General features: G+C 37.4%; 12 protein-coding genes and 1 tRNA gene. 6 read left to right on the top strand and 7 right to left on the bottom strand.

Annotation, left to right across the window (positions count from 1 at the left end):
• Positions 1–48: 48 nt before the first annotated feature.
• Complete coding sequence (gmk, locus tag DK861_RS02045) at positions 49–672, bottom strand: guanylate kinase (RefSeq protein WP_006534608.1); 624 nt, start codon at positions 670–672, stop codon at positions 49–51.
• A gap of 306 nt (positions 673–978) precedes the next feature.
• On the bottom strand, positions 979–1,596 hold the full coding sequence (locus DK861_RS02040; protein WP_006534609.1) for a trimeric intracellular cation channel family protein: 618 nt from the start codon (positions 1,594–1,596) through the stop codon (positions 979–981).
• A gap of 136 nt (positions 1,597–1,732) precedes the next feature.
• Here DK861_RS02040 and DK861_RS02035 point away from each other — a divergent pair, with 136 nt between their 5' ends.
• Complete coding sequence (locus DK861_RS02035; RefSeq protein WP_109399106.1) at positions 1,733–3,019, top strand: DUF3748 domain-containing protein; 1,287 nt, start codon at positions 1,733–1,735, stop codon at positions 3,017–3,019.
• Positions 3,020–3,022: 3 nt separating this feature from the next.
• Here the strand turns inward: DK861_RS02035 and DK861_RS18380 are convergent, their stop codons facing one another.
• The 3 genes from DK861_RS18380 to glyQ form a co-directional block, all read right to left on the bottom strand.
• Entirely contained in the window at positions 3,023–3,229 is a 207-nt protein-coding gene (locus tag DK861_RS18380; RefSeq protein WP_275425641.1) for a helix-turn-helix domain-containing protein, read from the bottom strand.
• 86 nt (positions 3,230–3,315) lie between these two features.
• Entirely contained in the window at positions 3,316–5,388 is a 2,073-nt protein-coding gene (gene glyS, locus DK861_RS02025; protein ID WP_109399105.1) for a glycine--tRNA ligase subunit beta, read from the bottom strand.
• Between the two features lie 9 nt (positions 5,389–5,397).
• Positions 5,398–6,303 (bottom strand): glycine--tRNA ligase subunit alpha, encoded by a 906-nt coding sequence (gene glyQ / locus DK861_RS02020; protein WP_004246832.1) that lies wholly within the window; start codon positions 6,301–6,303, stop codon positions 5,398–5,400.
• Positions 6,304–6,539: 236 nt separating this feature from the next.
• Here glyQ and DK861_RS02015 point away from each other — a divergent pair, with 236 nt between their 5' ends.
• Together DK861_RS02015 and DK861_RS02010 are read left to right on the top strand one after the other, a co-directional pair.
• Entirely contained in the window at positions 6,540–7,124 is a 585-nt protein-coding gene (locus DK861_RS02015) for a DNA-3-methyladenine glycosylase I (protein ID WP_109399104.1), read from the top strand.
• A gap of 170 nt (positions 7,125–7,294) precedes the next feature.
• Positions 7,295–8,554, top strand: a complete 1,260-nt coding sequence (locus tag DK861_RS02010) for a valine--pyruvate transaminase (protein ID WP_109399103.1) — start codon at positions 7,295–7,297, stop codon at positions 8,552–8,554.
• A 265-nt stretch (positions 8,555–8,819) separates the two neighbouring features.
• On the opposite strand, the gene DK861_RS02005 is transcribed toward DK861_RS02010, so the two are convergent.
• Positions 8,820–10,478, bottom strand: a complete 1,659-nt coding sequence (locus DK861_RS02005) for a putative transporter (RefSeq protein ID WP_109399102.1) — start codon at positions 10,476–10,478, stop codon at positions 8,820–8,822.
• 391 nt (positions 10,479–10,869) lie between these two features.
• Here DK861_RS02005 and DK861_RS02000 point away from each other — a divergent pair, with 391 nt between their 5' ends.
• A complete protein-coding gene (locus DK861_RS02000; RefSeq protein ID WP_072064830.1) occupies positions 10,870–11,205 on the top strand; it encodes a YceK/YidQ family lipoprotein in 336 nt (111 codons plus the stop codon).
• Positions 11,206–11,264: 59 nt separating this feature from the next.
• Here the strand turns inward: DK861_RS02000 and DK861_RS01995 are convergent, their stop codons facing one another.
• On the bottom strand, positions 11,265–11,570 hold the full coding sequence (locus DK861_RS01995; protein ID WP_109399101.1) for a DUF5339 family protein: 306 nt from the start codon (positions 11,568–11,570) through the stop codon (positions 11,265–11,267).
• A gap of 299 nt (positions 11,571–11,869) precedes the next feature.
• On the opposite strand from DK861_RS01995, the gene DK861_RS01990 reads away from it, so the two are divergent.
• Positions 11,870–11,946: transfer RNA gene (locus DK861_RS01990), tRNA-Pro, on the top strand.
• Positions 11,947–12,145: 199 nt separating this feature from the next.
• On the top strand, positions 12,146–13,828 hold the full coding sequence (locus DK861_RS01985) for a ShlB/FhaC/HecB family hemolysin secretion/activation protein (RefSeq protein ID WP_109399100.1): 1,683 nt from the start codon (positions 12,146–12,148) through the stop codon (positions 13,826–13,828).
• Positions 13,829–14,205: the final 377 nt, after the last annotated feature.

The raw sequence follows: 14,205 nt of genomic DNA, 5'->3' as shown, positions 1-14,205 counted from the left end.
GTTACTCCACCATTAACGAAATGACTGGGCATAATACTGAAAGTTAACTCAGTCTGCCAATAATTTGCTGATTAAATCACCATGTCGTAGCGTTTGACGATCAAGGCGTAATTTTTCTGAACGAATAATTGATTGTAAATCAGCAAGCGCAGTATTGAAATCATCATTAATCAGCAAATAATCATACTCATTAAAATGTTCCATTTCCGATACAGCTTGTGACATACGTTTTGTAATCACTTCTTCGCTATCTTGGCCACGTCCACGAAGTCGGCGGTAAAGCTCTTCTTTTGACGGTGGCAGAATAAAAATACTGCGAGCTTCAGGCATCGCTTTACGCACTTGTTGTGCGCCTTGCCAATCAATATCTAAAAAGACATCAACACCACTGGCTAAAATTTCTTTGATAACTTTGCCTGATGTGCCGTAATAGTTACCAAAGACACAAGCATGTTCGAGGAAATCTCCGCTGTCTATCATGCTTTTAAATTCTTCTTCAGTAACAAAGAAGTAATGTTCACCATGGCTCTCTCCCGGTCGCATTGGGCGGGTTGTATGAGAGACAGAAACCTGCGTGTCATATAAAGGCTGTGTTTTTAACAGCGCTTGAATAAGACTTGATTTACCCGCACCGCTTGGGGCGGAAACAATATAAAGTGTTCCTTGGATCATGATGACTTTCTGAATTTGACTGGAGAATTAAGTATAAATACATGTTTAGGGAGTAAATCCCCCCATATAGTATACACATACAATGAATGACATACAGCGCCCATGTTTAATACAGAGCTATTTTTTTCTTATTACATTCTATTTTCTGAATATAGAAACAAGAGAAAAATTAAACTATGTCAATATTAACATACAATTAAAGGCTCAGTGATAGGAATTACCTTTTATCACAATAGCGAAAAGAGATTATATTTTGAGATACCCCACAGAATCAAAAAGAACCGCTGTCGTTAAAATAGCGATTCGTTAATCTTGATTCTCGTAATTAAAGACAGGTAGGCCCAATTTATAACGAATAGCGAGAAGTCGAGCTGTTAACCCAGCAATTAGGGTAATGATGATAATGACGTCTCTTGGTAACGGTGTATAAAACAGTAATCCCATATAAAGCCACGCAGCACCAAAAGCGATACCGGCATAAATTTCTTTTTGGAACACGAGAGGAATGGTATTACAAAGCATATCTCTTAATACACCACCAAAAGCACCTGTAATCACTGCGGCAATAGCAGCAATAATTGGGCCATACTCCATATCGAGTGCGATTTGTGCGCCGATAATAGAGAAAACCATTAGACCGATGGCGTCTAGGATAAGAAAGAGTCGCTGTAAGTGTTTCATCATGGGAGCAACCCACATGGTGATAACAGCAGCACATGCAACAGTGACAATATATTCAGGATGTTTTACCCAACCGAGGGGGTAATGGCCGAGTAGAATGTCCCTGACAGAGCCACCACCAATGGCAGTTGCAGAGGCGATAATAATAACGCCAAAAACATCCATTTTACGACGACCAGCAGCAAGTGCACCGGTCATGGCTTCTGCAGTAATACCAATAATATAGAGAACACTAAGTAACATGATTTTCTAATTTTTTGACTATTTAGTGAGGGTAGAGTAATTACCTTGCGAAAAAGTCTCGACTGAATTTTTTTAGTGCCAGGTAAAATTAATTAGTTTTTATAATGTGGAAATTTATTTCCCGATAAGGATAAATATGTCTTTTCAGGAACACCAGATTACGTTTGATAGCCGTCATCATCAGTTAACCAATATAAATGTTTGGACGCCAGATAGCCAGTGGTTAGTCTATGATGTACGTCCCAATGGAGGATCTTTTACAGGTCTAACCATAGAAAAAATTCATGCGAAAACAAAACAGCAACAGATAATTTACACAGCAACACAAGGGGCACATGTTGGTGTGGCTACAGTATGTCCAATTGAGCCTGTGCGTTATGCTTTTATTCATGGACCTGAAAACCCAGATGATGAATGGCATTATGATTTTCATCATCGTCGCGGAGTGATTGTTGATGGATCAGAAAACAATCGTGTATTTAATATCGACGCTTGTTCGTTGACATCACCTTATCAGGCTGGTGCTTTACGTGGCGGTACGCATGTTCATGTTTTTAGTCCTGACGGCACGCGTTTAAGCTTTACATATAACGATCATATTATGCACGAACTGGGTGGCGAATATGATCAACGTAATGTGGCTGTTGCTGTGCCACTGAAAGCGATTAATGTTGTTAAAAAACACCCTCGTGAATATGACGGTGAATATTTTTGCACTGTCATAAGCCAAACTGTCGCTCATCCACAAAAGGGGAGCGATGAAATTAATAAAGCTTATGAAGAGTGTTGGGTTGGTACTCAGGGGTATACAAAGGCTGATGGTTCACAACAACGTTGGGCTATTGCATTTATTGGCGATACCGTCAGTGAAACGGGTGATAAAGTTTCTGATATTTTCTTAGTGGATTTACCAGATGATAATCAGGCTTTCAGTATTGAAGGTGATAAACCACTGGCAGGAACCGAGACAACAATGCCAGCAGTGGCTAAAGGTATTCATCAAGTTCGCCTAACAAATACCGCAAATAGAAAATATGCAGGTGTTTTAAATCAGCCTCGTCATTGGTTAAGAAGCTCCCCACAAGGTGATGCGATTGCTTTTTTAATGAAAGATGATAACGGTGTTGTGCAGTTATATACCGTCTCGCCAAGTACGCAAGAAATAAAGCAAGTCACCTCGCAGGATTGGGATATTCAGTCAGCCTTTACATGGAATAGTAACGGACAATATCTCACCTTTATTTGTGATAATAGTGTGATGTTATGTAATGCAAAAACGGGTGAACTAACGCGATTAACAGAAAAAACAGCACAAGCACCAAGTAGTGATGCTGTTGTATTCTCTCCTGATGATCAATATATCGCCTTTATGCGTGATGTTGATGGTTATCGTCAGATATTTACGGTAGAGACTGGATTGTAGTTATTATTCTAAAAATAGAGCCTGTATTATATAGGCTCTAAAAATAGAATGAATTAGATTATAAGTGACTTTTTGATCAATCAAATTTACACGTCTCAGTGTAGCTCCGTTGGGTTTAATTTTGTTCCGCTCCCATTTTGATACACTCTCTTTTGTCATATTGAGTATTAAAGCAAGAGACGATTGCGGAATATTATTTTGTTCACGAATTCATTTTATATTTTCACCATTCATTGGAAAAAAAACCGGCATTGCTTTCACAATGCCGGTTTTGTGTTTTTTTGTATTTCTACAATTTATTGTAAAACAGAAATATCCGCGACTTTTAAGAACAGTTCACGCAATTGACTTAACATGGTTAAACGGTTGATACGAACCGCTTCGTCTTCATCCATTACCATAACTTTATCAAAGAAGTTATTGACCACATCACGTAATGATGCCAGTTCAACTAAGGCTTCTTGGTATTTGCGCTCTGCAAATAATGGCGCCAACTTATCTTGTAATACAGAAAGATTCGCCGCTAATTGAACTTCTTCTGGTGCTTTTAAGACGGAAGCTAAAACCGTGTCGTTTAGTTTTACGTTAGCAGATTTTGCTAAGATATTAGAAACACGTTTATTTGCTTCTGCTAACGCGGAGGCTTCCTCTAATGTGCGGAAATAAGTTACCGCTTTAACGCGAGCATTGAAGTCTGCAGGTTGTGTTGGGCGACGTGCTAATACAGCTTGAATAGTATCAATGCTGTAACCCAATTCTTGATACCAAGAACGGAAACGACCTAACATAAATTCAACCACATCACTGACGACATTTTTATTTGTCAGTTTTTCGCCGTAAAGGCGAACGGCTTCTTGCGTTAATTCTTCAATATCTAGCGGTAAATCTTGCTCAACGATAATACGTAAAACACCCAAAGATGCGCGACGTAGAGCAAATGGATCTTTATCCCCTTTCGGATGTTGACCAATACCGAAAATACCCGCAAGGGTATCCATCTTCTCTGCAATAGCGAGGGCGCTAGCAACAGGATTAGACGGTAATTCATCACCTGCGAAACGAGGCTGATATTGTTCTTTCAATGCAACCGCAACTTCTTCGGCTTCACCATCATGACGTGCATAATGCATACCCATAACACCTTGGGTATCTGTGAATTCGAACACCATATTGGTCATTAAGTCACATTTTGACAGTAAACCTGCACGGGTTGCTTTATTAACATCAGTACCCATTTTACCTGCGATAAAGCCAGCTAATGCCTGAATACGGTCGGTTTTATCACGCAGTGTGCCTAAATCTTTCTGGAATAATACGGTTTCAAGGCGCGGCAAGTTATCTTCTAAACGTTGTTTACGGTCAGTTTTAAAGAAGAACTCAGCATCCGCTAAGCGAGGGCGTACCACTTTTTCGTTACCACTAATGATCTGTTGTGGATCAGAAGATTCAATATTAGTGACGAAAATAAAGTTAGGTAACAATCCACCTTGTTTATCATAAACAGGGAAGTATTTTTGGTCACCTTTCATGGTGTAAACCAGTGCTTCAGCAGGCACTTCAAGGAATTTTTCCTCAAATTTTGCTGTTAGCACAACTGGCCATTCAACCAATGAAGTGACTTCTTCCACTAAGCTATCGCTTAAATCTGCGATACCACCAAGTTTTTCAGCGGCAAGGCGAGCATCATGAAGAATAATTGATTTACGCGTTTCGTAATCAGCAATCACTTTTCCGCGTTCATAAAGAATTTCAGGATACTGATCTGCATTATCAATAGTGAACTCAGCTTCACCCATAAAGCGATGACCACGAATAACGCGATCGCTTTGGATACCTAAAATTTCACCATCAATAACAGTATCACCTAATAATAAAGTGACGGTATGAACAGGACGTACAAAGTGAGTTTCTTTATCGCCCCAGCGCATTAATTTTGGAATTGGTAATTTTGATAATGCAGTGCTTACCATGCCAATCAGTAATTGGTTAACCGCTTCACCTTTTACTTCTGCACGATAAAATAACCATTCGCCTTTATCTGTTGATAAGCGTTCTGCTTGGTCAACAGTAATGCCATTGCCTCTTGCCCAACCTTCAGCCGCTTTGGTTGGTTTACCTTCAGCATCAAATGCTTGAGCAATGGCAGGGCCACGTTTTTCGATGGTTCTATCTGCTTGTGATTTCGCCATATTAGCGACTTTAATGGCTAAACGGCGAGGTGCTGCAAACCAAGATACATCACCATGAGTGATATTGGCGTTGTCCAGCTCTGCAGTAAAATTAGCAGCAAAAGATTCGGCTAAAGAACGAAGCGCTTTCGGCGGTAATTCTTCTGTGCCGATTTCCACGAGGAAAGTCTCAGTTGTCATGATAGCCTCTTACTTTTTACACATAGGGAAACCAAGCGCTTCACGAGAAGCATAATATGCTTCAGCAACCGCTTTGGTTAAAGTACGGATACGTAAAATATAACGCTGACGTTCTGTTACAGAGATAGCTTTACGTGCATCCAATAAGTTAAAGGTGTGTCCTGCTTTTAAAATACGTTCGTAGGCAGGTAAAGGCAGAGGTTTTTCTAATTCTAACAACTCACGAGCTTCTTTTTCATATTGCTCAAAGCAAGAGAATAAGAAGTCTACATCTGCGTATTCAAAGTTATAAGTTGATTGTTCAACTTCGTTTTGATGATAGATATCGCCATAGGTGGTTTTACCTAATGGGCCATCACACCAAACTAAGTCATAAACGCTATCAACACCTTGAATATACATGGCAAGACGTTCTAAGCCGTAAGTGATTTCACCTGTAACCGGTTTACACTCTAATCCACCCACTTGTTGGAAATAGGTAAACTGCGTGACTTCCATGCCGTTGAGCCAAACTTCCCAGCCTAAGCCCCAAGCACCCAGTGTTGGGTTTTCCCAGTTATCTTCCACAAAACGAATATCATGGATTGTAGGATCTAAACCTAACTCTCTTAATGAGCCAAGATAAAGCTCCTGAATATTATCAGGCGATGGCTTAATGATAACTTGGAATTGGTAATAGTGCTGTAAACGGTTAGGGTTTTCACCGTAACGTCCGTCTGTTGGACGACGTGAAGGCTGTACATAAGCCGCAGCGATAGGCTCTGGGCCTAATGCTCGTAAACAAGTCATTGGATGTGATGTGCCTGCGCCCACTTCCATATCTAATGGTTGGACAATGGTACAGCCCTGGCGAGCCCAGTAATCCTGTAGTGTCAGGATAAGACCTTGAAAGGTTTTGGTATCAAACTTTTGCATGTTATATCCGCATGGCGATACATAGAATAAAAAGAAAGGTTTCAGTATACCTTCTAGACGAAAGATATACAGCAAGGAATGCGGGCAATTTTCCCTCGATCAAAAAAATAATCCTTTAATTGACTTTATGACTATGCTCAAAGAATTAGATTGAATTTTTTTTACCTATTTACATGTATATTTATACAGTATATAAGTGATGCTATTGAAAGTTATTGATAACAAGGAATAAGTGAATGAGTAAACAACGCTGCGATTGGGTAACCAATGATCTTGAATATTTGGCATATCACGACGATGAATGGGGAAAACCTGAACGAGATAAATACAAGCTTTTCGAAATGATTTGCCTTGAAGGTCAACAAGCTGGGCTATCTTGGTATACCGTACTCAAAAAAAGAGAAGGTTATCGTCGCTGTTTTTTTGGTTTTTCACCTGAAAAAATTGCCAAAATGACAGAGAAAGATGTCGAAGCTTTATTACAAGATCCCGCTATTATCCGTCATCAAGGAAAAATTAACGCCATTATTAATAACGCGCGTGTTTTTATGGCAATGGAAGAGCAAGGTGAGGATTTTAGCCAGTTTATTTGGCAATTTGTTGATAATAAACCAATTGTTAATCAGTGGGATGATATATCCCAAGTACCTGCATCCACTGAAATCTCAGATAAAATGGCAAAAACGTTAAAGAAAAAAGGTTTTAAATTTGTTGGTACAACAACTTGCTACGCTTTTATGCAAGCTGTTGGTATGGTGAATGACCATATTCTCTCCTGTTTTTGTCGCCAAGAAGAGAGTGAAAACACCAATAAAAATTAAAATGTGAGTTGAGTTATCTTTAATTTAAGAAATTATTGGTTTTATATTTCAATATTTAAATCTGTATTAATATTCCTATTTTATCATTTCCATTATAACTATTGATGCAGATTAAAGCTCGCGGTATGGTATTTCTTAACGAGAAAGCAACATAGAAGATACCTGCAAAGATGACTCAATTATCACAATTCGGGCAAAAATTTGCTCAGCACTCAGGCATTGCTCGCTTGATGCAAGATTTAAATGAAGGAATACGGACACCGGGTGCCGTGATGTTGGGAGGTGGTAATCCTGCGCATATTCCTGAAATGGACAACTATTTTCGTCAATTACTTAAAGAGATGACAGAAAATGGCACGTTAAGTGATGCTGTTTGTAACTATGATGGTCCGCAAGGCAAAGATGCTATGTTACAAGCGTTGGCGACATGCTTAAAAGAGAAGCTGGGTTGGAATATTTCGGCGAAAAACATTGCATTAACCAATGGTAGCCAAAGTGCTTTTTTCTACCTGTTTAATTTATTAGGTGGCACAACTAAAGATGGGAAAAAACGAAAAATTCTTTTCCCTATAGCGCCTGAATACATTGGTTATACTGATTCTGGATTAGAAGAAGATCTGTTTGTTGCGAATAAGCCAACAATAGAAATGTTGCCGAATGGGCAATTTAAATATCATGTTGATTTTGCTCATCTTGAAATTAGTGATGATATTGCGGCTATTTGTGTTTCAAGACCAACAAACCCAACGGGTAATGTGATTACAGATGACGAAGTTGAAAAGCTAGAGATTTTAGCTAAACGACATAATATCCCTCTGATTATAGATAATGCTTACGGTGTTCCTTTTCCGGGTATTATTTTTACTCAAGCAACACCTCGTTGGGATGACAATACTATTCTCTGTATGAGTTTGTCTAAACTAGGTTTACCGGGGGCACGTTGTGGCATTATTATTGCCAATGAAGAACTGATTTCAGCCATTACAAATGTTAACGGTATTATTAGTCTCGCACCTGGTGGAATTGGACCAGCAATGGCATTAGAAATGTTAAAACGCGATGATTTAATGCGGTTATCTCAAGATGTGATAGGGCCTTTTTATCATCAACGAGTACTTGAAACTATTAATATTATTCGTCGTTATTTACCTGAAGAGCGTTGTCTTATTCATAAGCCTGAAGGTGCGATATTTTTATGGCTTTGGTTTAAAGATTTACCGGTTTCTTGTGAAGAGCTTTACCGTCGTTTGAAAAAACGTGGTGTATTAATGGTGCCGGGACATTACTTCTTTCCGGGATTAGAAGATTCATGGGATCATGCTCATCAATGTATGAGAATGAATTATGTACCAGAGCCTGAATTGATAGAGAAAGGAATAAAAATTCTGGCTGAAGAAATCGAGAACATCTATCAGCCAGTGAATATCTAATAAAAATGCCCCTTCAGCGAGAAGAAGGGGCAAAGACAATAACGAGGACTTTTGAGCATAAGTTTGACGGAAAGAAATTGATTACTAAAAATTTAGTAATCCGTCTCAATCTAAATTTCTTAGCACGAGAACTATTAAAACAGACATTTATAAAATCTATGGCTTAAATAAGAGCTATTCATTGCCTTAATTATCACTCTGCTAAGCTAAATGTGGATTTTGATAACAACTTCGGTTCAATTATTTAATATATTTATTATTTTCACTACAAAGTCCATATAATCAGTGCCATTAATTGTGGTGTTATGATGCGTAAAAACATAGCCAAGGGATAAACTGTAGCATAGGAAAGTGAGGCTGCCCCACTTGAGCTATGAATTGAATTTGCGAAGGCTAATGCAGGCGGATCTGTCATTGAACCTGCTAACATTCCACAGAGGCTTAAATAATTAAGTTTAAAGAAGACTCTGGCGATCACCCCAACAATCAATAACGGTAATAACGTAATCAAAATGCCGTAGCCAATCCAACTCAAGCCTTGACCATCAATTAATGTTTCGACAAATTCACCGCCAGAGTTTAATCCTACCACCGCAAGAAACATGACAATACCGAGCTCTCGCAATGCCAAGTTAGCACTTGGAGGCATAAACCAATAGAGTTTACCAAATGTGCCAATACGTCCTAAAATTAAGGCCACAACAAGGGGACCACCGGCTAGTCCTAGTTTAAGTGCCACAGGAATACCAGGAATAAAAATAGGAATAGAGCCAAGTAAAACCCCTAAACCGATACCAATAAAAACAGGAAGCATTTGAACTTGTTCTAATTTCTGACGAGCGTTACCTAACAGGGCTGTAATGGCTTCAATAGACTCAGGGCGTCCAACGACATTAAGAATATCCCCGAACTGTAACATACTATTATTGCTTGGAATAAGTTCGATACCCGCGCGGTTCAATCGAGTCACGACAACATCGTATTTTCTTTTAAGATCCAGATCTTTTAAACGCTTACTGAGAACGGAATCATTTGTTACAACGATCCGTACTGATTGCAATAAATTTGTTGATGTTGAAAGTGAAGCATCGACCTCTTCACCAAGTACTAGGCGTACTTTATTGAGATCTTCTTTTGAACCCACAATATGCAGTAAATCTCCCAACTGAATAATTGTTGATGGCATAGGTACCATAATATTATCTCCACGCTTTAAGCGAGAGCAGACAATGGCATCTTCATTGAGCAGAGGAATATCTTGCATTAATAAGCCATCTAGATTGGGGTTTTTAATTGCAATATTAATGGTATGTAGTGCATCTTTAGTGTTGTTTTGTTGGTTGCTAAAGGCTTTTGCTTCTTCATCAATGTTGATTTTAAAGAACACACGAATAAGCCACATAACTAGCAGAATGCCACAGATCCCCATAGGGTAAGCCATGGCATAGCCCATCCCCATTTGTCCCACTGATGCTGGGTCGACATGCAGATCAGTCAGTATTTGTTGTCCTGCCCCTAAAGAAGGGGTATTGGTAACCGCACCAGAAAAAATACCCAAAATAATAGGTAAAGGAACATCAAATAGGTGATAAATAGATGCGGTTATGATTGAACCAAGAAGAATAATTAGGATAGCAAAGGCGTTTAGTTTTAAGCCCGAAACACGTAGTGAGGAGAAAAAACCAGGACCGACTTGGATACCAATAGTATAAACGAAAAGAATAAGCCCAAATTCTTGAATAAAATGAAGGGTTTGTGCATTAAGTATGAAATTATAGCGCTGAGCAAAGTGGCCAATAATAATTCCACCAAAAAGAACACCGCCTATTCCTAGGCTAACCCGATAAATTTTGATATTGCCAATCCAAAGACCTAGAGCGCCTGCTAATGACAACATCACCATTGTTAATGCAATATCACTCATAAAAAAGATCCTGTACCCAAAAAATAAAAAAGAAGAAATTTGAGCTAAAACGATAAACCTATTTTGGCAAAGAATAATGAAAGTCGCTGTGTCTTATCGCACAGATTCAACATATATAGAGATCAAACTAACAAGAAAGATAAATATAGCGTTAAAGTGTTAATTTAAAATAATGAAGGTTGAATTTTAATATCATCAAAACATAATCATTAATAATATTATTATGATTTTTTTAATTAGAGAAAATGAAACTTTCTTACACTAGAACTATTTATTTACTGACTAAAAAATTAAGCTTTTTTATCTCATCTTTCTCTTGTCCTGTAAGAGAAAACAGGTTTAACTATATGATAAAAAGCGTTGATTACAGCTCTCGTTTTATAGGTGCCCTATGATATTCAGAACGACAAGTAAAAATTTAACATTAGTCACATTTTTGACGACATTACTGACAGGTTGCTCAAGTGTTATGACTCATGCAGGCCCGAATAAAGAACTTTATTCAGGGACAAAAAATAACATGACAATGTTAAAAGATGATGAAACAGGATGGGCAATGAAGCCATTGGTTATTCTCGATTTCCCTTTTAGTGCCGTATTAGATACTTTATTATTACCATATGATTATTATACTCAAGGTGATGATAAAAGTGATAATTCACCTAAGGAACGTATAAAAAGATTGGAAAATACAACTGCGAATAATAATCATGAAAATAAGAATTAATATAAAAATTAATGACTAAATAATAAATAAGTAATTATATTTAGTCATTATCTATTTGATTATTTATGTAAAGCTGTTTCTTCTTTAGGACCAAACATTTTATTCAAACTATTAAGCTCTTGCATTTCCTTGTCACATATAACTTTTTGTTCTGCCTGAGGTGCTGTCATTATCTGTTTTTTGCTTTGCTCGAAGTTAGCCTTAATCTCCGGCATATTATGTTTTAGATCTTCTCTTTCAGAAATGTACTGAATAAATTTATCCGCCTCTTTAAAGTACACTTGGCAAGCATGAACTGTAGATGCTTGAGCTGGAAGTGCGATTGACAATAAAAGTAATGCGACACCCCACCAACATTGTTTCATTCTCTAAATTACCCACCTTATTTGACATAATCGAATTATATAAAAAGTACACTAATTAGACGATAATAATTAAGAATAAATTTGTTATTTTTTTTCATATTTTATGGATAACGTAAAGAAAGCCATAGTAAAGCGAAGAAAGAAAGCTAAGCTTGTTACAATAACGCTAAAAATCACCTCTTGTTTATGATAAAAAAGTTAAAAATCAACCATTTTGGTCGAAAACCATACGAACAGTCAGGTGATACTAAAAAAGTATTGACGGAGTGGGTTTCTGGCAGTAAGATGCACCTCGTTTTCGGCGAGTAGCGCAGCCTGGTAGCGCAACTGGTTTGGGACCAGTGGGTCGGAGGTTCGAATCCTCTCTCGCCGACCATATTAAGAAACCCCGCTTTTAAAGCGGGGTTTTGTCGTTTTGGGCATCTCTTCATCAATCATCTCTTTTTACTTTCTGATAGATAGGCATGGTTGCATTATTGGCACCTATCTAGGTAAAAGACGTTTTTTATAAATCTTTTTTGTTTCTCTTTACATATACATAACACTCCTATTCCCTGTATAAGAGTGTAAATTGAATGCGTATTGAGTTGTCTATTTTAATCTACTGTATTTTATGGTGTTGTGCCTTTTTCTCTGTAGCGAATGAAAGTCATATTGATCTTTCCGTACCAGTAGATTTACCAACAGAGACACAACTTAGAGATGACTTACTACAACAAAATGACAGTGTCTCTTTAGTGAATTTAGCGCAACAAAATAAAATGGAGTTTGTCACGCCTTCTTTGCCATGTTTTTCAATCAAACAGGTAAAAATTCATCATTTGGAGAAGTTTTCTTCTCCATCATTACAACGCCAAGTGGCGAAATGGCAAGCAGCATTAATAGGGCATTGTCATTCGCAATCATTATTAGAACAAGATATCAATATTCTTAATGCGATGCTTTATGATGCTGGCTATGTGACGAGTAAAGTGGGTAACGTTGATCTTTATGCTGATGACGAGGTATTGGATATCACATTAAATGTCGGGAAAGTACAAGACATTGTTTCTAAAACGTCGACAGATAAACACTATTTGATCTCACAGGCGATGCCTATAAAAAAAGGCGATATTTTAAATATTAAAGATATTGAACAGGGCGCTGAAAATTTCAAAGCCATTCCTAAAAATAATGTCAAAATTCAGATAGAACCATCATCAAAAGAAAATGAGTCGATTATTTCTCTTTCTCAAGTTGGAAAAAGGACAATAGCGGGCTCGGTATCGATTGATAATAAAGAGCAAAAAATTTACGGAGATCTATTTGGTACTACAAGGCTAAGCTTTGGTAATTTAGCGCAACTTAATGACACATTAATGGTTATTCTTTCAAGTCAACTTGATACCTTAAAATCAAGAGGTATCAAAAAGCAGATCTTTTTATGGCAGGTACCTTATCATTATTGGCGTGCGACATTATTTGGTTATGATATTGGATCAAACCGTAGAATATCGGAAACGACAAAAAAGTTACAAAAAACGCGTCAACAACTTCTTTCCTTTGAGATCCAGCGTCAGTTTAGACCCTCAACGCAACGTACAGTGACTTTAAAAGGGGGAATTCAGTATTACACTTACCGAAATGAAATGTCAGGCTATCGCTTATCAGTACATGAGCGTCGTAGCCCTTATGTTAATGCGGGTATTGAGCAAAATTATCGTTTTATGAGAGGGGGTTATCTTAATACTAAATTTAATTATAAGCAGAGCGTTTTTATTCCTGGCGCTAAACTGTCTCCGATAGACTCGCTTAATGGTGTGCCAATTTTTAATATTAATTTAGAAGCGTTAATTCCTTTTAAAATTAATTCACAGCTATTTTTTTATCAGCCAGAAATAATGTTTCAACTAACTCGATCGGATATTGATGGGTTACTTGATAAAGCAAATATCGGCGGTTTATATAGTGTGTATGGTTTTGAGTCAGGCAAAGGCTATTCTGATGCAAATCAGTTTGTTTCCCGACATAAGGTCACTTGGCTTACACCCTTTAATAACCAAATGCTATTCACTGCAATAGATTATGGTTCCGTCTCAGAAGAGAGAAAAAACGTTTTTTATAATAAAAATAAATATTTGATTGGTGCAGCAACAGGGCTAGAAGGGAGCTTTAAACAGCTGAGTTATCAGTTAATATGGAGCATACCGTTATCGGCACCTTCTAGTAGAAAAGCAACAGGATCACAGTTCAATTTCAACGCCCAATTTAACTTCTGATTTTGGTGGTTTATCTTATATTTTTTACTATTGATTTTGTAAATCATTTGATAAATAACTATATATTATTGGCTTATATAGCATTCTAGTAGTTAAAAAGAGAAAAAGGCATTTTTCTCTTTTTAAGTTAGCTTAGTATTGCACTGATTATCTTCTATGTAGTGGTGTTATTTTTTAGGGCTAACAGAATAAACCATCCATTTCTTTGTTTCATTTCAATATATTCGTTTAATATTTAAGCGTTCAATCACAAATTATGGCTTTTTTTAAAACAGTTATTTCACTTAAGGATTTTTTAATATGTGGTTTTTTTGACTAGATATTAGCCAGATACTTATTTTTTTATTCTGAGTTTGTTCGATATTTGTTTCATTTGT

It is taken from the genome of Proteus sp. TJ1640 (assembly GCF_003144445.1).
Lineage (GTDB): Bacteria > Pseudomonadota > Gammaproteobacteria > Enterobacterales > Enterobacteriaceae > Proteus > Proteus penneri.
Note: the sequence above shows the minus strand (reverse complement) of the source record. Positions and strands in the feature narration are given on the sequence as shown.